This window comes from Chryseomicrobium imtechense, from assembly GCF_041475995.1.
Classification (GTDB): Bacteria; Bacillota; Bacilli; order Bacillales_A; family Planococcaceae; genus Chryseomicrobium; species Chryseomicrobium aureum.
In genome coordinates, this window is record NZ_JBGOBM010000009.1 from 42,355 (window position 1) to 61,524 (window position 19,170).

A 19,170-nucleotide genomic window follows, 5' to 3' on the forward strand; every position below is an offset into this window, starting at 1 on the left:
CTTACGCCCAATTCCCATTGCGGAAAATTGGTTCACGACTACCATCTTCTAAAATTCCATCAATCGTCATGTCGCTTGTACCAATCATAAAATCTTCATGGACGATAGACACATTCGCACCTTTTTCAAGTAATTGCTCTTCCGTTAAGCCTTTCCCACCTTGAATGGTTGTTGGATAAGCTTCACCTAATGCAAAATGATTGGATGCATTTTCATCAAACAAAGTATTGTAGAAAATCGTATTGCTATTAGAAATTGGTGAGTCAAATGGGACGAGGGCCACTTCCCCTAGGTAAGCAGCATTTTCATCTGTTGTTAGTAACTCATTCAATAACTCTCCACCTTGTTGCGCAGTAGACTCTATTACCTTTCCATCTTTAAACGTCAGTTTAAATCCATCGATGCGATTTCCTTGGTAGATAAACGGCTTCGAGTTCGTCACGTAGCCATCCACACGCATGCGGTCTGGTAATGTGTAAACTTCTTCTGTCGGCATGTTCGCAATGAATGCAACACCGTCACTATTGACACTGCTTCCACTCATCCAAATATGGTCTTTCGGTAACCCTACAACGATATCTGTGTCCGTTGCTTGATAATGAAGCGCTGTGTAGTTGCGACTATTTAAATAAGCAGCTCGGTCATTGAGTTGTTCAATATGTGCTTTCCATTGTTCGACTGCAGTCCCTTGCCCCACACGTACCACTTCAAAAATCTTATTCCATAACGCTTCAATCGCCTCTTGTTCGGAGACCTCTGGATACACTTTATTCGCCCATTTCCCAGAAGGTACTGCGGCAATACTCCATGTAATTTCATCGTTCATAACAGCTTTTCGGTAGCGCTTCAAAAGAGCTGACGACGCTTTTTGATACCGGCTGATTTTTGTTGCGGGAATCCCTTCAAGTAAATCTGGATCCTCTGCGTCAATCCACAGCAAGGCTCCTTTTCGATCAATCAACTCATCACGCTGAGCTGCTACCCACTTTGGAACATCGTCGAACGAAGCATCTGGTGCTTGCTCGTAGAATGCGCGCGTGATGGTGTTATCACTAAATTGAACATCAACATGGCTAGCTCCGGCTTTATAGGCTTGTTTGACTACAAGTTGAGCAAACTCAACTGAATCAAGAGTTGTATGGATTTGAACATACTGGCTAGGTTGGACATTGAGTCCCACTTGAACGATTAAATCTGCGTATTCTGCAAGATTGTCATGGAAAGTCATCGTTTGTTCTTTCCTTTCTCAACTGTCTTAGAGTTCCCGATTTCTAAACGACCTGCTCCCCAAACGACTTGAGTAGGCTTTGATGGGAAATCTTTCGAAAGCTTTTTGTAGAATTTTTCGTCTTTGTATTCTAAGAACGTGACAACTGTTCCATCTTTCCCAGCGCGACCTGTTCGACCTGACCGGTGCAGGTAATGTTCGATTGATTGTGGAACATCGACATGAATGACGTGTGTGACATCTTGTATATCTAGTCCTCGTGCGGCTACATCCGTTGTAATCAATAATTTCACGACACCTTTTTTCAAGTCATCGAGTGCTTTTCGGCGTTCGTCTTTTTTCATAGCGCCGTGCAGTGCAGCAATGGGTGCATCGCGGAACAACAATTTCTCCTCTTTCATCATCAGCTGGTCTAAGCTATTGATAAATGCAAGACCCTTCATATTTGGAAGATGGCTAAATTTACGTAAAAGCTCCGTTTTGTCACGTCGATCCACTTTCAAAAAGTGATGCTCCACTTTTCCAACTGCGGGAAGTTCAGATGCCTCGACTTTGATTGTATGTGGGTTGTTCAGAACGCGTTCTGCCACAAGTTCAATCTCATCTGTAATCGTCGCAGATAAAATTACTAGTTGTTTTTCAACTGCAGCATCAATAATAGAACGCACTGTGCTACGATGTTCGCGACTGAGTAGTTGGTCAGCCTCATCTAATACCAAATGCCGAACTTCATGCATTTTGAGTTTTCGATTTTTTACAAGTTCATTCAATCGACCAGGTGTTCCAACAACGATTGTTGGCTTTTTCTTTAACTTATCGACTTGGCGTTGCATGTTTGCACCGCCAATTAATTGAGCCACTGTCACGTCTGTTCCTTCTGTCCACTTACGCAACACGTCAATAATCTGCATGCCAAGCTCTTGGGATGGTACCATAATAACTGCTTGAATGTGTGGTTTTTTCCCATCAACTAGTTGCAATAAGGGTAGGACAAATGCTAACGTCTTCCCTGTACCTGTTGGGGATTCTGCTACAATATCTTCTCCCGCTAAAAATAGTGGAATTAATTTGCTCTGTATGGGCATCTCTTGTGAGAAATTTTCATTTTTCCATTTCGTTTGCCAAATGGCATCTAATTGTTGAATTGTCATTCTAACACCTCTTCTTTTCTATCCTCTAGTTTACCATAGGTCAACAAAAAAAAGCCCTCTAGGAGATGGGCTTTTGTCTAGGCCGTTTCTTGGCTCGCAGTATAAAGTTTCAGTAATTCATATAAGGATAATTCGAACAGTTGACGGCCATCGACTTTGTAAATCCCTTGATCAATTAAACGCTGCAATAATTCGTCCCGGCGCAGTTCGGTCATTGAGTTTTTCTTGATGCTGTTCACTTGGAACACTCCTTTAATAATTAGTGCACTAACCTGTACCCTTGTTTGCGGTACAATAAACAAAAAAGGAATTCTGGGAGGTTCTATGAAAAAAGTTATTTTGTTCGATTTAGATGATACTTTGCTGTGGGATAAACGCAGTGTGGAAGAAGCGCTTCAAAACACCTGCTCTGATGTGTTTCCAGAGAATGCGGAGAAATTGCTTCAAGCAATTCTAGATACTGCCCCTGGTGTCTATTCCACTTATCCTTTTTATGACTTCACACAAAAGATTGGCATCAATCCCTTTGAAGGATTATGGGGAACATTTCCCGATGAGACATTTGATTTCCCTGTAATGGGGGAGTTGATTGGGGACTATCAATTTCAGGCATGGCATCAGGCATTCCAGCGTTTAGGAATTCACGATGAAGCGATTGCGCAGAAAGCGGTTAAGACATTTAAGTCTTATCGACTTGCTTCTCCTTATTTGTATGATGAGACGCTAGAAGTTCTTGAAGAATTGTCTTCGAAGTACCGCTTAGGCCTTTTGACAAATGGTGCACCGAGTCTTCAGGAGACGAAGCTTGAATTGACACCAGAGTTGAGTCCTTATTTCCAGCATATTGTCATTTCAGGAGCGGTCGGGATCGGCAAGCCGGATCAGACACCGTTTCAAGAGCTTTTATCTCGCTTCGAAGTTGGGTTAGAGGATGCGATTATGGTGGGCGATAATTTAAAGACGGATATTTTAGGAGCTGCTTCTTTAGGGATGGAATCAATATGGATTAATCATCACGGATTAGAAATTCCAGAATCTCCAAAGCCGACCTATACAGTTGCAAGGCTTTCTGGAGTTTTAGATATTTTTGATAAGTTGAACAGACTTTAGTACGTTAAGTTCTGTTACGGGCTGCTTTCCGATGGCGCGGCGTGAGCCTCCTTAGTAATAAGTGCCTGTCACCAAATGGAATGCATTACCAAATGGTGACAGGCACTTTATTTTCCTTATTCTTGTCACTGAGCGGGCGTTCATCTACCGAAAATGAGATTTATTCTACCCAAATCGGGATTTATTCTACCCAAATCAGGATTTATTCTACCGAAGTCGTTTTATGGAAACTAATTTTCGTCTTAGAACAATTCTCTAAAGCTCGATTGCAATGACGTCCTCAATATCTGCAAGGGTCTTTAACTTCTCGACACTTTTTGCTTTTACGTGTTTATCGACGGTTAGCATCATAATCGCTGCACCGCCACGTTCAGCACGTCCCACCTGCATCGTTGCGATATTAATTCGCTCTTCGGCTAAAGACATGCCCACACGACCAATTGCGCCTGGTTGATCTTTATGGCGAATGAACACGAGATGCGCTTCTAATGGTACATCGACGATAAACTCATCGACGCGAACTATTCGAGCGCCGAGTCCATTTAACAATGTACCGGATACTTTACGCATCTCCGCTTTCGTTAGAACTTCTACCGTAATTAAACTTGTGAACCCTTTTGTCTGAGACGTTTTTTGCTCGATGACTGTGATGCCTAAGCGATCGGCAAACAGTTTCGCATTGACTTCATTGACCGATTCCCCTAAACGACTTCTTAAAAATCCTTTTAAAACATTGCGCGTGATTGGTGTTACATCAATATCTTGCAGTTCCCCAGAATAAACAACTCGGAACTCTTCGATCAGTCCATTTGCTAAATCTTGAACAAATGATCCGAGCTTTTCGCCTAGCTGTAAATAGGGCTCCACTTTCTTCAATACATCTTTCGGAACAGCAGACAAGTTCACAGGATTCTTTACCGCTTGCCCATTGAAATAGCGCACAACGTCATCACACACATCGACAGCAACAACTTCTTGCGCTTCAACTGTGCTGGCACCGAGGTGAGGTGTCGCAATAACTTGCGGAAGGGTCAACAGTTTATGATCAACAAACGGCTCCACTTCAAAAACGTCAAGAGCCACACCTGCCACTTTACCACTCTGGATGGCGTCATATAGAGCGTCCTCATCAATAATTCCCCCACGAGCACAGTTGATCAGTTGTACACCTGGCTTCATTTTTTCAAACGCAGCTCGGTTCAGTAAATGTTTTGTCTCTTTCACTAAAGGTGTATGGACTGTGATAAAGTCGGCGACTTGAATGACTTCATCTACCGTTCCCATCGTGACGCCTAACTTTTCCGCTTTTTCTAAAGTTAAAAAGGGATCGTAAGCAACTACTTTCATACGCTGACCTTTTGCACGTTGGGCTACTTCCGCTCCAATACGACCTAGTCCGATGACGCCGAGAGTCTTGCCTTTTAACTCCACTCCAATGAATGACTTTCGGTCCCACTGTTTGTTTTTCAGTGCATGAAACGCTTGCGGAATGTTTCGTGCAAGTGCCATCAACATCGCGATGGAGTGTTCAGCAGCCGAATTTGTGTTCCCGTCAGGTGCATTGACGACCAAGATTCCTTGTTCTGTAGCTGCTTGTAAGTCAATGTTGTCGACACCCACTCCTGCTCTTCCAATAATTTTCAAGCGGGTCGCCGCATGAATGACAGCTGCATCAATAGTCGTTTGGCTTCGGACTAAAAGTGCGTCATAGTTTCCCACTTTATCAAGAAGTTCTTCTTTTGAGAGGTTCGTCAATACGTCAACCTGGCTTGTCGGGTTCTCACGAAGAGGTTTCAGCCCTTCTTCAGAAAGTGGATCACAGATCAATACTTTAAACATGAACATGTCCTCCTATAAGTGTGTTTTGTGCTGCAACAGTTCCGTGTCCAGCCGGAAATGCATGGCCTAGGTCTCTAAGAACTACTTCTAACGCACTGATGACCAATAAAATATCTGCAGTTGAGCAGTAGCCCATGTGCCCAATGCGAAGTACAGTTTCTTTTTGATGTCCTTGCCCGCCAGCAATCCGAATACCAAATCGTTGAGTGAGTTGTTTTCGGACGAGTTTCCCCTCGATTCCTGGAACGCTAAATGCCGTTACGGTCGGAGAAGCAAAGTCGTCTTCTGCCAATAGCTCTAGATTCATTGATACTAAAGCTGCACGTGTCATGTCGCGTAATTGGAGGTGTCGGTTGACGACTCCTTCCATCGATTCTTGTTCAACCAGTCGAATAACTTCCTGTAATCCATATAAAAGAGACGTAGCTGGGGTGAATGGTGTAGAAAATTCACGCGTTGCTTTCTCATATTTCAATAAGTCTAGATAAAAACGAGGACGTGGACTGGCTTTCATCTTTTGTCTAGCAATTTCGCTAGATGCTACAAACATAAGTCCCCCTGGCAACATAAATGCTTTTTGAGAACCTGTCACAACGACATCTAGCTGCCACTCATCCATTTTTAGTTCGGCCCCTCCTATACAAGAAACGCCATCGACAATAACGAGTGCGTCAGACTTTTCGTGAACGAGTTTGGAAATTTTAGCAATCGGATTCAAAACTGAAGTCGAGGTCTCACAATACGTTACAAAAACTGCTGCACAATCGGGATGCTCGGATAAAGTTACTTCTAGTTTGTTAAGATCAACAGCTTTCCCCCACTGTTCCTCTAGTACGATTGTTTCGATTTGATAACTTTTACAGATTGAAACGAAGCGCTCTCCAAATGCACCGGTCACACATACGATAACTTTCTCACCAGGTGCGACTATATTAACAACTGCAGCTTCAAGACCCGACGTCCCGCTTCCTGCCACCACTGAGACATGTTGTACTGTTCCAAAGATAGTTTGCAAGCCAGGTTGAACGGAGGCTAAAAGTTCTGCCGTCTCAGGGTCCCGATGCCCAATCATTGGTTGCTGCATTGCTCGTTGAACACTTGGCGGAATTGGTGTAGGACCTGGAATGCGTAAAATCAGTTGATTCGTTTCCATCTGCTCATCTCCTCAAATAAATTTCCTTCAGACAATTGAAAAAAGCTCTTCACACCTTGTCCTCTGACAAGGGGCGAAGAGCTTTGCTCACGCGGTACCACCCTCATTTACTGACTACTCTCAGTATCTTAATGAAAGAAGGTAACGACTTCTAATCGGACAGACATTTCCGTCTGCCTATTTAGGAGTGGAATCGAAAAAGTGCGGGCTGGTTTTCACCGACCACCAGCTCTCTGCGGCACGCTACTTAATCAACATGGCTCCATCAAAATAGTTGGCTGTATCTGAAGTTATCCTAAGTCTATCAACGATTTTTTTATTGTCAATACATTCAGGCTACTTGTAAACGCTATCATGAAAAATAATTTTATTGACTTCTAATTTTAGTGATTGTACACTCATAACATTCATTTGTTTTTTGTGAGAATACATTCATAAGGAGTGGACAGCGTGATAGTCTGTAAATTCGGAGGCACATCGATGGCGGATGCTGCCCAATTCTACCAAGTTAAAAAAGTAATCGAACAAGATCCAAGACGACAAATCATTGTAGTGTCAGCTCCTGGAAAACGATTTCCGAGTGATCAAAAGGTGACGGATTTATTGATCCAATCCTTTTATGAACAAACTCCCGAAGCTTCTAGACGAGTCATCGAACGATTTTCAGCGATTCAAAGTCAACTTGGTCTTCCAGAGGAATTACTAACTGACGTGATAAATGAACTTCAAAAAAGGGTATCTTCAACAGACGGGGAACTTTCAGAACGTCTGGATGCTGTAAAAGCCATCGGAGAAGAATTTAGTGCGCGTTTTTTAGCAGCTTTTTTACAAAGTCAAGGCGTTCAAGCTGTTTTTGCAGACCCAAGGGACATCGGGATTGTTATGACGTCACCTCCTGAACGGGCAACCCTACATGAAGACTCCTATGCACGGTTAAAAGCGCTAAATGAATCATCTGTCATTCACATCGTGCCTGGTTTTTATGGCTATACAATAAATGGGAAACTTCGCACGTTTGAACGTGGAGGCTCGGATATCACAGGTTCAATTCTTGCAGCAGCTGTTGGAGCAGAACTTTATGAGAATTTCACAGATGTCGACTTTGTTTATGCTGCCAATCCAAATATCATAGAAAATCCGATACAAGTTGAAGAAATTACATTCCGCGAAATGCGCGAGCTGTCGTATGCAGGTTTTACAGTCATTCATGACGAGGCATTAATGCCTGTGTACCGAAAACAAATTCCAGTCGCGATTAAAAATACGAATAATCCTCTTGCACCGGGCACAAAGATTGTGGGATTCCGACCTCTAACTGAACGCCCAGTTACAGGTCTCACAGCTGATCAAGGATTCTCCATTTTGTATGTGAGCAAATATTTGATGAACCGAGAGCTGGGGTTTGGACGAAAGTTACTCCAAATCATTGAAGAAGAAGGAATATCCTATGAGCACACACCTTCTGGCCTTGATGACATATCCGTAATCATTCGCAGCCATTACCTTGATGCGCGCAAAGAACAACGTATCGTCAATCGCGTGCTTCAGGAACTTGGTGCAGAAGTAGCTTACTTCCGGCACGGGTTATCAATGATTGTGCTCGTTGGGGAAGGTATGCGGAACTCGACAGGTCTAGCTGCACGCGCCACTGCAGCTATCTCAGCAACGGGTGCCAATATCGAGATGATCAATCAAGGTTCTTCAGAGGTAAGTTTAGTATTTGGTGTGTTAGAAGAAGATCAAGTTAAGATTGTACGTGCCCTTTATAATGCCTTCTTTTTACCTGCCAAGGTGAAATCTTGACAGAACATTTATTCCATGATAAGATAGTAAAGTTAAATGGTAAGACTATTGAGTTGAATCTGGCATTCTGCTCATGTTTTTGAAGATGCTTATTCTTTACTGGCGCGGCTATGGGGCCGCAATGACGAAAAAGTAGGTAGGGTTTTCGTTGCTTAAGTTAGAAGACACCAGTAGAACAACTTCCGCGGCAATTGAGGTTTTTATTTTTATTCAATTTAATCGTTTCACCATACTAGAGGGGCATGTCACTTAGACATGCCCCTCGTCTAATTTATTGCGTAAATTACCACGTCCTGCTAGTGTATAGCCTATAATTCGAAAAAGGTGAACTCTATGAAAGTATATGTACATAGCGCAAAGACGGCTCTTGCTCGATTCTTTACAGAGCGCTACTATGATCAGGCAGCACAGACCGCCTATTATTTGATGCTATCCATTTTCCCGTTTTTATTATTTGTTTTATCCCTGCTGAGTTTCTTATCCATCAATTTAGATTCTTTACTTTCTTTTATTGAACCCTACGCGCCCGGCAACACTTACGGATTTATTGAGGACAATGTGTTACGGATTTTGGAAGGCAATCAAGGCGGCGTATTATCCGTCAGTTTGATTTCAGCGTTTTGGTTAGCAAGTATGGCTGTCCAGTCACTTGCCCGAAGCTTTGCAGCTGCTTATTCAAAAGAAACAGCTATTCCTTTTTGGCGTACTTTGTTGCAAGACCTCGGTGTTACTGCAATTTTCATGATTATGATCCCTGTTTCTTTGTTTGTACCCATTGTTGAAAAAGGAATTCTATGGTTTGTAGCTCAAGCTGGTGAACTGGAAACCTGGTCTTTTTGGCTTACGATTTGGCCAGTGCTTAGATGGATTATCGGTAGTTTGTTTTTATTTTTGTTCTTTCTCTTCTTTTATTCCATTCTTCCAAAACAACGTCTGAAGATTCGTACGCTCGTTCCGGGTGCGGTGTTCACGACTATCACTTGGCAGTTCATCTCGTGGTTCTACGGCCAAGTGGTAGGCTATGTGTCGTATACACAAATTTATGGTCAACTTGCCGGGATCATCATTTTGATGATTTGGTTGTACTTATCAGCAGCCGTGTTATTGATTGGTGGTCTTATCAATGCGCAAACTTATATGCGAAAAAGCTAAGATTTCGTCCACACAAAAACAGCAGCTCCTCTGTGTACTTTGAGAGAAGAGCTGCTGTTTTTTTGTTGGTGGAGTTTACTTTTCAAACGTAACAGCAGTGCCCGTCGCGATGCACATCATCATACCTTCACGCAACGTTTCAAAATCTAGATCGACCGCAATGACAGCGTCCGCTCCTAACTGGCTCGCCTTCACTTTCATTTCCTCAATCGCAATTTGGCGTCCTTCTGATAACTTGTTTTCATAGGCAGAACTACGTCCACCAACAATATCCGTTACTGTTGCAAACAAATCACGTACTACGTTGGCCCCCATGATTGCTTCACCTGTTACAATTCCGTGGTACACGGCAATCTTCTTACCTTCAATTGTATTCGTTGTCGTTACTAACATTTTATCCATTCCTCCTTCTTTCTAGTTGTTACGAAAGAAGATAGAAAAAGTTTCACCTCGTGTATTTCTCCAAATAATTTTCAGCGAATCGCAAGGCTTGTGACGGGTCATCTTTCACACGATAACTAAACATCCCTTGAAAAGTGTGAAGATACAAAAGCCCTTCCCCACTCGAAAACGGTTTATAGGAGATATCATGTACCTGTTTCCATGTGTACTTACGTATCTCACAGGATACCCCGTGTTCGGTCAGATGAATAAATTCTTCTGTCTCTTTTTTTTGTTGCATATAATAAAAATCAATTTCCCGATGAACTTTGTAATAGGCCAGTTTAACGGTCACCGTCTCCCTCCTTCCAGGTAAATTTTGAAAGATCTAGTTGCGTCTCTTTCCCTGAAACCCAATGACTAATTTCTTTGCCGAGCAGCGGCCCCGCTGTCAGTCCGGAAGAACCAAGACCATTGACAACAAAAAGTGAATCATTGATTTGTTCCACTATTGGTAAAAAATTTGGTGTATACGGACGCAATCCAACTGCCATTGACAACTCTTTCAGTTCTTGACCAGGAAAATACATCTCGGCAAGCTTCATTAATTCTTCCTGTGCTTCTTTAGTAGGCGATACATCAAATGAAGTCGTATCTTCATGTGTAGTGCCAAGTGCAAATCGACCATTTCCAAACGATACGATGTAATGCGTTTTGAGTCCCATCACTACAGGAAACGTGTCATCTGATTCAATTGTAAAGTGAAGAAGTTGCGCTTTTTGATGGGACACGGGTATGTTTTGTTGGTACTCGTTCCCCCATGCGCCTGCACAATAAATCGTCAGATCAGCAGAAGGTTCAGGAGGAGATGAAACTTGATTCCACTCCCCACCAAGCTTTTCTACCGCAACTTGTAAAACGTCTCGCAGTTGCTTTCCGTTTACCATAGAGGCCCCGCTTAGATAGAGCGACGGGAATTCAGTCGTCAGCATTGGAAATTTTGCTTGTTGCTGGGCCTTCGTCAAATATGTGAGCTCCCCCATTTCCGGAGCTTCTGCTTGTTTATCAGTAATACGCTTGAATGCTTTTGGTAAAACTTCCTCGTCTTTAAAAAATAAAATAGCTCCTGATTTACGGTGACCCGTACGTTCACCCGTCAATGATTCGAGCTCTTGAATAAACTCTGGGTAATAGGCTGCCCCTAACCTAACAAGTTGATACCATACCTTGTTTCGGCGCTGAGAGACCCAAGGAGAAATAATGCCCGCAGATACGCACGTTGCCTGCCCCTGATCTTCTCGGTCATAAACCGTTACTTCATGACCTTCTTTTAATAGATGATAGGCAATTGAAGCTCCGGCGATTCCGCCTCCAATAACTTGTATTCGCATGAAATCCCTCCTGTTGTCAGTATAAAGCAAAATCCCCTTCAAAAAAACTTTGCCGTCTTTGTCTAAAGTTGCTGTCACGGGGGAATAGTAAAGTACAATTTGATAGTAGAAATGAGGGACACCTATGAAATGGCAAGGGCGTACGAGAAGTACAAATGTTGAAGACAGACGAGGAATGGGCGGAAAAGGTATCGCTGGGATTGGTGGAGGATTAGGATTGATTATTGCCTTAATCTTCGCCTTTGTAAGTGGAGACCCTGGAGTCATTCTTGATCAAGTAAGTAGCAATCAAGCATCTGTTCCAGCACAGACGACAGCCATGGAGGACGAAGCGAAAGAATTTGTATCGGTTGTATTAGCAGATACAGAGCGGATTTGGTCGCAAATTTTTGAAGAAAACGGCATGGAATACGTAGAACCAACACTCGTACTTTATTCGGGAAGCGTGCAATCTGCATGTGGGGCTGCAGGAGCATCTGTTGGGCCCTTCTATTGTCCAGCAGATTACAAACTGTACATCGATTTAAGTTTTTACGAAGAATTGTCTACAAAATATAATGCACCTGGAGACTTTGCGATGGCTTATGTAGTCGCCCATGAAGTTGGTCACCACGTTCAAACGCTCTTAGGCACTACCGATAAAGTGATGCCTCTTCGCCAGCGATTATCAGAGGAAGAATTTAATAAATATCTGGTCCGTTTTGAACTTCAAGCCGATTACTTCTCAGGAGTATGGGCGCACCATGCAGATGGGCTAGGATATCTAGAAGATGGCGATATTGAAGAAGCTCTAGCTGCTGCAAGTGCTGTAGGGGATGACACTTTACAAAAACGGGCACAAGGCTATGTAGTAGAAGAAAGCTTCACACATGGAACTTCAGAGCAGCGTATGACTTGGTTTAGAAAAGGCTACGAAACAGGAACGATTCAAGGTGGGGACACATTCAATAGTGGTCCTTAAGGAAATAAAATCCAATCCATACGGGTTGGATTTTTTGGTTTCCTAACCGGATCATTTCGTCTACAATGAGGAAACAGAATGTGGGAATAAGGGGGATCTAAAATGAAACTTGAGTTCACAAAAATGCAGGGTGCAGGCAATGACTACATTTATATCAATGGATTTGAAACTACACTTTCACAAGATACTGCAACACGCCTTGCCCATCAACTTTCCAATCGGAATTTTGGAATTGGTGCAGACGGCCTGGTCATTATTGACCCGGTGGATGGCGCAGACGCTAAAATGCGCATGTACAATGCGGATGGCAGTGAAGGAAAAATGTGTGGAAACGCGATTCGGTGCGTAGCAAAATACATGTATGATCATGGTATTGTGACGAAAGAAAAAGTTGTTATTGATACATTAAGCGGAAAAAAAGCAATTGATTTGGTGATTGAAAATAATTTTGTGTCAGAAGCAACTGTAGACATGGGAGCTGCCAATTTTGTACTTTCGGAAATTCCAGTGAAAAGTGCTGAGGCAGAATGGATTGATTATACTTTCACAACATCGATTGGAGACTATCAAGTAACGGCAGTGAGCATGGGGAATCCTCATCTTGTAACCTTCCTTGATGAAATTCATGATTTGAATCTAACGGTCATTGGACCCGTATTTGAACATCATCCCGCTTTCCCAGAGCGAATCAATACTGAATTTGTAGTGGTCCACTCCTCTACTGAATTATCTATGCGCGTTTGGGAACGCGGATCCGGTGAAACGATGGCATGCGGAACTGGTGCATGTGCTGTAGTGGCAGCTGCTGTTCGCAACGGACATAGCCCCGCTGGAGAATGGATAACAGTCCATCTACTAGGTGGAGATTTAGCGATTTTATACAATGATGAAACAGTTTTGATGAGAGGTCCAGCTGTAGAGGTGTATAAAGGTTCCATTGAATTAGTCGTTTAGAACTACAAATGTCATAAAATGATTTATTTTTGTAAACAAAAAACGTGTAAATTGTAATGTGAATGTAATGTTCAATTGCTATGATACTTCTATCTTAATCAGATAGGGGTAGAGAACTTGAAAAAGATTCTTAGCACACTGGTCCTGGTTTTTGTACTATTCATTTCAACTACAGCAGCATCAGCTTCGACTGGCACATATACAGTAAAAAAAGGGGATACGCTTTATCGTATCGCTGTGAATCATAAGACAACAGTTTCTAATTTGAAGTCTTGGAACAATTTAAAATCAGACACAATCAAAATTAATCAAAAGTTACATGTTAAGAAACCAGCAACAAAAAAAGTTTCACGCTCCACTAGCAATGAAGTGGTTAAAGAGTTTTATGTAACATCTACTGCTTACACTGCTTATTGCAAAGGCTGTTCAGGCATAACAAAGACTGGAATCAATCTTCGCAAAAACCCACATTTAAAAGTAATTGCAGTAGATCCTAAAGTAATTCCACTCGGAACTAAAGTTCACGTAGAGGGTTATGGGTATGCAATCGCTGGCGATACAGGAAGTGCAATCAAAGGAAATAAAATTGATGTATTTATGCCTTCTACTTCCCAAGCACTCAACTGGGGACGCAAAACAGTTAAAATTAAAATCATTAAATAAAAATGCATTGGCAGAGTTGGCCAATGCATTTTTTTAATGTGAAGCGCGCATGGTCAGTTCCATAGACCGCAATCGCTTTTCTAGATCATAAATGGGAGTACTGATCATCAGTTCTTTTACTTGTGTTTTTTGTATAAACGCCTGTAGTTGCTCACGAACCGTATTTTCTGACCCGACAATTCGTGCGCTCACTGTGCGCTCTACCATCATCTGTTCCGAACTCGACCAGTCAAGCTCTTCTACTGCAATCGGTGGACGCATTTTATGTTTATGGCCACGCACGATACTCAAAAACTGTTGGATTAAAGTTGTACTCAGTTTTTCTGCTTCCTCATCTGTCTCTGCAGCGACAACATTGACTGCTGCCATCGCATAGGGCTCTTTCAAATACTTCGACGGTTGGAAGTTTTGATGATAAAGCTGCAATGCATGCATCAATTGATCTGGAGCAAAATGACTAGCAAAAGCAAAAGGAAGTCCAAGTTGAGCCGCTAAGCGTGCACTGTATGTGCTTGATCCTAATAGCCAGACTGGAACATTTGCTCCTGCGCCGGGTACTGCCATGACGGCAGGAATTCTAGCTTCATCAACTGGCTCTAAATAATGCAACAATTCACTGACTAGTTCAGGGAAATCATCCGCACCTTGATGGTCACGGCGAAGTGCTCGAGCCGTCATCATATCTGTTCCCGGAGCGCGTCCGAGTCCAAGATCAATCCGACCAGGATACATGGCATCTAAAGTACCGAATTGTTCAGCTATAATATACGGAGCGTGATTTGGCAACATAATGCCTCCTGCTCCAATACGGATGGTAGAGGAATGGCCGGCCAAATAGCCGATTAAAACGGAGGTTGCTGAACTCGCAACTCCTTGCATGTTATGATGTTCTGCTACCCAGTACCGGGTATAGCCTAATTTTTCAGCTTGCTGGACAAGCTGTTTACTTTGTAAAAAGCTCTCTGCTGGCGTTTCGCCTTGTCGAACCGAGGCTAAGTCCAGGAATGATAATTTTGTCACTGCTTTCACGACCTTTCCTTCTCCAGTCTAGCCCCATTTCTAACAACTTCAAAATAAAATGCTTACAAAAAACCACTTACACGAAAAGTGTAAATGGCAAACTCCTTATCCGTTCCACTGGCTCATGCCGCCACGTACATTCGTGACATTTGTAAACCCAGCTTGTTTTAATACTTGGCAAGCACGAGAACTACGTATGCCAGATTGGCAGATCACTACAGTTTCTTTTTCTTTATCTAACTTTGTCAATTGGTTTAGCAATGTATTTAGTGGCATATTTTTAAACTGTGGGATATGACGTCCCTTATATTCTGCTGGTGTTCGAACATCTATGAACTGTTTCGAGTTATCATTCAAGACCGCTTTTAAATCGGTCGTATTGATGGATGCCGTTCCTTTCGCACGCATCATTCGCCATGCGATAAAACCAACTACACCAGCAATCACTATCCATTCCATCTTCTAATTCCCCTATCTACTTTTAATTACTAAATTCATTGCATCGTGAACTTATTTTTTTTGTTCACGTAGGTAAGCCCCGTAGCCACCCGCCATATGTTTCACATCTTCATAACCAAGTGATTTCAATACACTGGATGCAATCGCTGAGCGCGCGCCTCCTTGGCAATACACAAGGACTGTCTTGTCTTTTGGAATGTCCGTGTCACGAATTTTCCCGAGGAAATGATGGTTGGCTTGATTTAAATGTCCATCTCCCCACTCCACATCGTTGCGAACATCTACTACATACGTTGACTCTTTTTCCGCTTCCTCTAAAAATTCTTCAACGGACAGCGTCTCATAGGCATCATGTTGATTCCATTCTGCTACAACATCTACCGGAGCATAACCAATGATACGGTCAAAATGAATAGAATGCATCGATTCAATAATCGCTTCCTTATCATAAGGTTCACCAATGATTACTAAATCTTCATCATAGTTCGCTAGCCATCCTGTCCAGTTTGTAAACGATTTATTATACGGAATAGTAATTGAGCCTGGAATAAGTGTTTTTTCAGCTAATGTCGCCGGGCGCGTGTCAATGACTAGTGTGTTGTTATTCTTAAGTGCCTGCTTCACGTCTTCTGCCGAAAGATCAGGCACACGGTCTGTATGTTTTAATACTGTCGGACCTACTTTATTTACCTTTTTCATTTCTGCAAAATAAACAGGCGCCTCTGGTTGATCTTTTAATAGTTCATCTACGAAAGCTTGTTCATCGTCAATTTGCATTGCCCAGTTGAATTGTTTTTCATACCCAACTGTAGAGGATGGAACGGCCCCAAGAGATTTTCCACAAGCAGAACCTGCTCCATGTGCTGGCCAAACCATTAAATAGTCGGGTAGCTCTTTAAATCGTTGTATAGAACGAAACATGTCGCGTGCTCCACTATCTGCAGTGCCTTCTGCGCCAGCTGCTTTTTCTAATAGATCTGGCCGACCAACGTCTCCAACGAATACGAAGTCACCTGAAAAAATTCCCATAGGTTTCGTAGCTCCGCCACCACGGTCAGTAAGGATAAATGAAATGCTCTCTGGGGTATGACCTGGCGTGTGCATCACTTCAAAGTCGATATTTCCAATGGAGAACCTGCTTCCATCTCTCACGAATTCCACATCAAGACCTTCTGTGTACCCGTACTTCCAGTTTTCATCACCTTCGTCCGAAAGATAGAGTTTCACTCCATGGTCTACCGCTAGTTGTCTCGACCCAGAAACAAAGTCTGCGTGAATATGTGTTTCAGTAGCTGCTGTAAGTGTAAGCCCTTCTTTTTTTGCAACTTGAACGATTTCATCAATAGAACGAGATGGATCAATTACGATTGCTTCACCCGTACGTTGGCAACCAACTAGATACGTGTATTGTGCGAGCTTATCATCAAAGAAAGAACGAAATAGCATAATCATTTCCCTCCGCTTAATTAGTTTTTTGTTTGTACGAAAAATATACCATAGGGGGTATAAATGTTCAAGTAGTTTGTTTATAATTAGTTTTTCACTAAATCTCTCCCTTTAAACTTCAGTTGACGCTTTTCTGTCTTTGTTGTAAAATCAACTCTTGTGACTTCGTGGTTCGAGATCCTCCCACGCAAAAAAACTAAGGAGTTTTGACAAATGAAAATGAAAACACTTACGGTCAATGCAATTATTGCTGCACTATATGTAGCTGTATCATTGGCGGTCCCTGTACTTGCTTATGGGGCGATTCAATTCCGTTTGGCGGAGATGTTCAATCATTTGATTATCTTTGACAAGCGCTATTTCTTTGGTATTGTAGCTGGTGTATTTATCACGAACATCTTTTCACCTAATGGGATTTATGATGTTTTGTTCGGAGTAGGACATTCCGTGATTTCTCTACTAATCGTTTTAGCTGTAATTCCGTTAGTAAAAAAAGATTCGCATAAAATGATAATTAATACACTCGTTTTTACATTTACAATGTTTATAATTGCTTATCAGCTTGTGTTAGTTCTTGGACTGCCATTCTTCTTGACTTGGTTAACTGTTGCTGGCGGCGAATTAGCAGTACTTTTACTTGGTATTCCAATTTTCATTGCACTGAACAAACGTTTAAACTTTTCACGACTTCTCGACTAACGTGTACACACTGTGTGCACGTTTTTTTTTATACTTGTTTGGGTATCTTTGATAAGAAAGAACTATACATAGAGACTAGGAAAGAGGACTGAGAAAATGGGGAGATTTAAAAGGTGGTCGAAACGAAAAAAAGTTCTATTTATTGTAGTGATAGCTTTGATTGTAATCTATGCAGGAATGATTTTATGGCACACATTCAAGCCATTGCCTGAAGGTATTTCGTATGCAGGTGACTTACAGCCTATTTCTTCAATAGATATGCTCACGGATTTAACATACGCAGTGAATGAAAATAGTGAAGAGCGACAAACAGAAAATGAAATTTTCTCGAGCATATATCAAATGATTGAAGAAGCTGAAGAATTCGTTGTCGTAGATTTCTTTTTAGTCGATGGTTTTTATGAAGAAGACGAGGGGTTTCCCCCTATTGCAGATGAATTATCCGAAACTCTTGCAACGAAGAAATTAGAAAATCCAGAGATGCCAGTGATTTTTATAACGGATCCTTTAAATCAAGGATACGGTTCCTATGAAAACAAGTGGTTCAAAAAAATGCGCGATGCTGGAGTTGAAATCGTCTATACCGATTTAGACCCTTTACGAGATTCAACACCGATTTATTCAGGAATTTATCGAACGTTTTTCCAGTGGTTTGATTTTGGAGGAGAAGGTTGGATTCCAAATGCCATGGCGAGTGAAGCACCAAAAATGACGGTCGCTTCGTACTTAACATTATTAAATGTCAAAGCTAATCACAGGAAATTAGTCATTACTGAAAAAGAGGGCTTAGTTTCTTCAGCAAACCCGCACGATGCGAGTGGACTGCACGGCAATATTGCACTAAAGTTCACCAGTTCTCCTCTTCTCAACGACATGCTTGAAGCAGAAGAAGCGGTTTCTTTGATGTCCGGTGGTCCGAAGCTTCCCCGCGTCCAAGAAGTTGAGGAGGAAGCTGAGTACGAAGGTCAATTATTGACAGAGAAGAAGATTTTAGATGCGCTCCTAACAGATATCGCCGCTACAGAAGAAGGTGATTCTATTGATTTGATGATGTTTTTCATCGCAAAAAGAGATATCGTCAATGCACTAATCGATGCAGCCAATCGTGGGGTTGAAGTGCGCATGATTTTAGATCCGAATGAAAATTCTTTTGGGCGTCAAAAATCTGGTCTCCCTAATCGACCTGTTGTTCAGGAAATGGTAGAAGATACCGAGGGCAAGCTAGAAGTACGCTGGTACAATACGGTGGTCGGTCAATATCATACAAAAGCCATTCATATTCAAACAGACCGTTCGGTGATTTCAAGTGGTGCAGCCAATTATACAGAGCGGACTTTGGATAATTATAATTTGGAGGCGAACTTACGAGTGGTTGCTGACAGTGATAGTGAGTTGGCAGAAGAATTCTCTAGTTATTTTGAGCGTCTGTGGACGAATGAAGATGCTGCATTTACCGTGGATGTGGAAGAGTACCAGGATAGCTTTACATGGTGGCAGCGTTGGATTTATAGTTTTCAGAAGCTGATTAAAGTGACTACGTATTAGTTTTAGATGTGGAGCCGACTGGTCAGAAATTGTGCGAGAAGACAGCGTGGACTGTGAAGCGCTCTTGGCTTCATAGGCCGTGATGGCTTCTTGCGGGATTTCTAGGAGGCGCAACTCGATTTCGTTCAAAGTCGAAATTAAAAAGGTGAAAGGCACCATCTGTAACTCAATCTCTGGCGCTACGGCAGTGAGTTCCAGGGGGAGCATACCGGAGC

Annotated in this window: 19 protein-coding genes and 1 riboswitch; of the genes, 8 read left to right on the plus strand and 11 right to left on the minus strand. The window is 42.3% G+C overall.

What is annotated here, in order from left to right:
* Window position 1: 1 nt before the first annotated feature.
* The 3 genes from AB5N96_RS09720 to AB5N96_RS09730 all read right to left on the minus strand — a co-directional run bounded on the left by AB5N96_RS09720 (window position 2) and on the right by AB5N96_RS09730 (window position 2,618).
* Window positions 2–1,228 carry an aminopeptidase gene (locus tag AB5N96_RS09720; RefSeq protein WP_499705392.1) on the minus strand — a complete coding sequence of 409 codons (1,227 nt, stop codon included), beginning with the start codon at window positions 1,226–1,228 and terminating at the stop codon, window positions 2–4.
* A complete protein-coding gene (locus tag AB5N96_RS09725; protein ID WP_499705393.1) occupies window positions 1,225–2,379 on the minus strand; it encodes a DEAD/DEAH box helicase in 1,155 nt (384 codons plus the stop codon). The genes AB5N96_RS09720 and AB5N96_RS09725 overlap by 4 nt, the downstream gene beginning before the upstream one ends.
* 77 nt (window positions 2,380–2,456) lie before the next feature.
* Window positions 2,457–2,618: a Fur-regulated basic protein FbpA gene (locus tag AB5N96_RS09730; RefSeq protein ID WP_499705394.1), complete on the minus strand. Its 162-nt coding sequence runs from the start codon at window positions 2,616–2,618 to the stop codon at window positions 2,457–2,459.
* 85 nt (window positions 2,619–2,703) lie between these two features.
* Here AB5N96_RS09730 and AB5N96_RS09735 point away from each other — a divergent pair, with 85 nt between their 5' ends.
* Complete coding sequence (locus AB5N96_RS09735) at window positions 2,704–3,489, plus strand: HAD family hydrolase (RefSeq protein WP_499705395.1); 786 nt, start codon at window positions 2,704–2,706, stop codon at window positions 3,487–3,489.
* Window positions 3,490–3,744: 255 nt separating this feature from the next.
* Here AB5N96_RS09735 and serA read toward each other — a convergent pair whose 3' ends face one another.
* Window positions 3,745–5,328, minus strand: coding sequence for a phosphoglycerate dehydrogenase (serA, locus tag AB5N96_RS09740; RefSeq protein ID WP_204591253.1), 1,584 nt, complete (start codon window positions 5,326–5,328; stop codon window positions 3,745–3,747).
* Window positions 5,321–6,481, minus strand: coding sequence for a pyridoxal-phosphate-dependent aminotransferase family protein (locus tag AB5N96_RS09745; protein ID WP_499705396.1), 1,161 nt, complete (start codon window positions 6,479–6,481; stop codon window positions 5,321–5,323). The genes serA and AB5N96_RS09745 overlap by 8 nt, the downstream gene beginning before the upstream one ends.
* Window positions 6,482–6,931: 450 nt before the next feature.
* Between AB5N96_RS09745 and AB5N96_RS09750 the strand changes: the two genes are divergently transcribed.
* Together AB5N96_RS09750 and AB5N96_RS09755 are read left to right on the plus strand one after the other, a co-directional pair.
* Entirely contained in the window at window positions 6,932–8,284 is a 1,353-nt protein-coding gene (locus AB5N96_RS09750; protein WP_499705397.1) for an aspartate kinase, read from the plus strand.
* A gap of 333 nt (window positions 8,285–8,617) precedes the next feature.
* Window positions 8,618–9,436, plus strand: coding sequence for a YihY/virulence factor BrkB family protein (locus AB5N96_RS09755; protein WP_204591250.1), 819 nt, complete (start codon window positions 8,618–8,620; stop codon window positions 9,434–9,436).
* Window positions 9,437–9,511: 75 nt separating this feature from the next.
* Here AB5N96_RS09755 and AB5N96_RS09760 read toward each other — a convergent pair whose 3' ends face one another.
* From AB5N96_RS09760 to AB5N96_RS09770, 3 genes are read right to left on the minus strand one after another with little or no spacing between them, the layout of a single operon-like run.
* On the minus strand, window positions 9,512–9,829 hold the full coding sequence (locus AB5N96_RS09760) for a YbjQ family protein (RefSeq protein WP_499705398.1): 318 nt from the start codon (window positions 9,827–9,829) through the stop codon (window positions 9,512–9,514).
* Between the two features lie 52 nt (window positions 9,830–9,881).
* Window positions 9,882–10,172 (minus strand): hypothetical protein, encoded by a 291-nt coding sequence (locus AB5N96_RS09765; RefSeq protein WP_204591249.1) that lies wholly within the window; start codon window positions 10,170–10,172, stop codon window positions 9,882–9,884.
* Window positions 10,162–11,208: an NAD(P)/FAD-dependent oxidoreductase gene (locus AB5N96_RS09770; protein ID WP_499705399.1), complete on the minus strand. Its 1,047-nt coding sequence runs from the start codon at window positions 11,206–11,208 to the stop codon at window positions 10,162–10,164. Before AB5N96_RS09770 ends, AB5N96_RS09765 begins: the two co-directional genes overlap by 11 nt.
* A 124-nt stretch (window positions 11,209–11,332) precedes the next feature.
* Between AB5N96_RS09770 and ypfJ the strand changes: the two genes are divergently transcribed.
* The 3 genes from ypfJ to AB5N96_RS09785 all read left to right on the plus strand — a co-directional run bounded on the left by ypfJ (window position 11,333) and on the right by AB5N96_RS09785 (window position 13,786).
* Window positions 11,333–12,169, plus strand: coding sequence for a KPN_02809 family neutral zinc metallopeptidase (gene ypfJ / locus AB5N96_RS09775; RefSeq protein ID WP_499705400.1), 837 nt, complete (start codon window positions 11,333–11,335; stop codon window positions 12,167–12,169).
* Between the two features lie 102 nt (window positions 12,170–12,271).
* The gene (dapF, locus tag AB5N96_RS09780; protein WP_499705401.1) at window positions 12,272–13,123 is read left to right on the plus strand and encodes a diaminopimelate epimerase; all 852 of its coding nucleotides are present in this window, start codon (window positions 12,272–12,274) and stop codon (window positions 13,121–13,123) included.
* 117 nt (window positions 13,124–13,240) lie between these two features.
* Window positions 13,241–13,786, plus strand: a complete 546-nt coding sequence (locus tag AB5N96_RS09785; RefSeq protein ID WP_204591240.1) for a 3D domain-containing protein — start codon at window positions 13,241–13,243, stop codon at window positions 13,784–13,786.
* A 33-nt stretch (window positions 13,787–13,819) separates the two neighbouring features.
* Here AB5N96_RS09785 and AB5N96_RS09790 read toward each other — a convergent pair whose 3' ends face one another.
* The 3 genes from AB5N96_RS09790 to AB5N96_RS09800 all read right to left on the minus strand — a co-directional run bounded on the left by AB5N96_RS09790 (window position 13,820) and on the right by AB5N96_RS09800 (window position 16,711).
* On the minus strand, window positions 13,820–14,815 hold the full coding sequence (locus tag AB5N96_RS09790; protein ID WP_204591790.1) for an LLM class flavin-dependent oxidoreductase: 996 nt from the start codon (window positions 14,813–14,815) through the stop codon (window positions 13,820–13,822).
* A 96-nt stretch (window positions 14,816–14,911) separates the two neighbouring features.
* Window positions 14,912–15,265 (minus strand): rhodanese-like domain-containing protein, encoded by a 354-nt coding sequence (locus AB5N96_RS09795; protein WP_499705403.1) that lies wholly within the window; start codon window positions 15,263–15,265, stop codon window positions 14,912–14,914.
* A 51-nt stretch (window positions 15,266–15,316) separates the two neighbouring features.
* Window positions 15,317–16,711 carry an MBL fold metallo-hydrolase gene (locus tag AB5N96_RS09800; RefSeq protein ID WP_499705422.1) on the minus strand — a complete coding sequence of 465 codons (1,395 nt, stop codon included), beginning with the start codon at window positions 16,709–16,711 and terminating at the stop codon, window positions 15,317–15,319.
* Between the two features lie 161 nt (window positions 16,712–16,872).
* A riboswitch (PreQ1 riboswitch) is annotated at window positions 16,873–16,917 on the plus strand.
* Between the two features lie 7 nt (window positions 16,918–16,924).
* Here AB5N96_RS09800 and AB5N96_RS09805 point away from each other — a divergent pair.
* Window positions 16,925–17,410, plus strand: coding sequence for a QueT transporter family protein (locus AB5N96_RS09805; protein WP_204591786.1), 486 nt, complete (start codon window positions 16,925–16,927; stop codon window positions 17,408–17,410).
* 96 nt (window positions 17,411–17,506) lie between these two features.
* A complete protein-coding gene (locus AB5N96_RS09810) occupies window positions 17,507–18,955 on the plus strand; it encodes a phospholipase D family protein (RefSeq protein WP_499705404.1) in 1,449 nt (482 codons plus the stop codon).
* Window positions 18,956–19,170 lie beyond the last annotated feature (215 nt).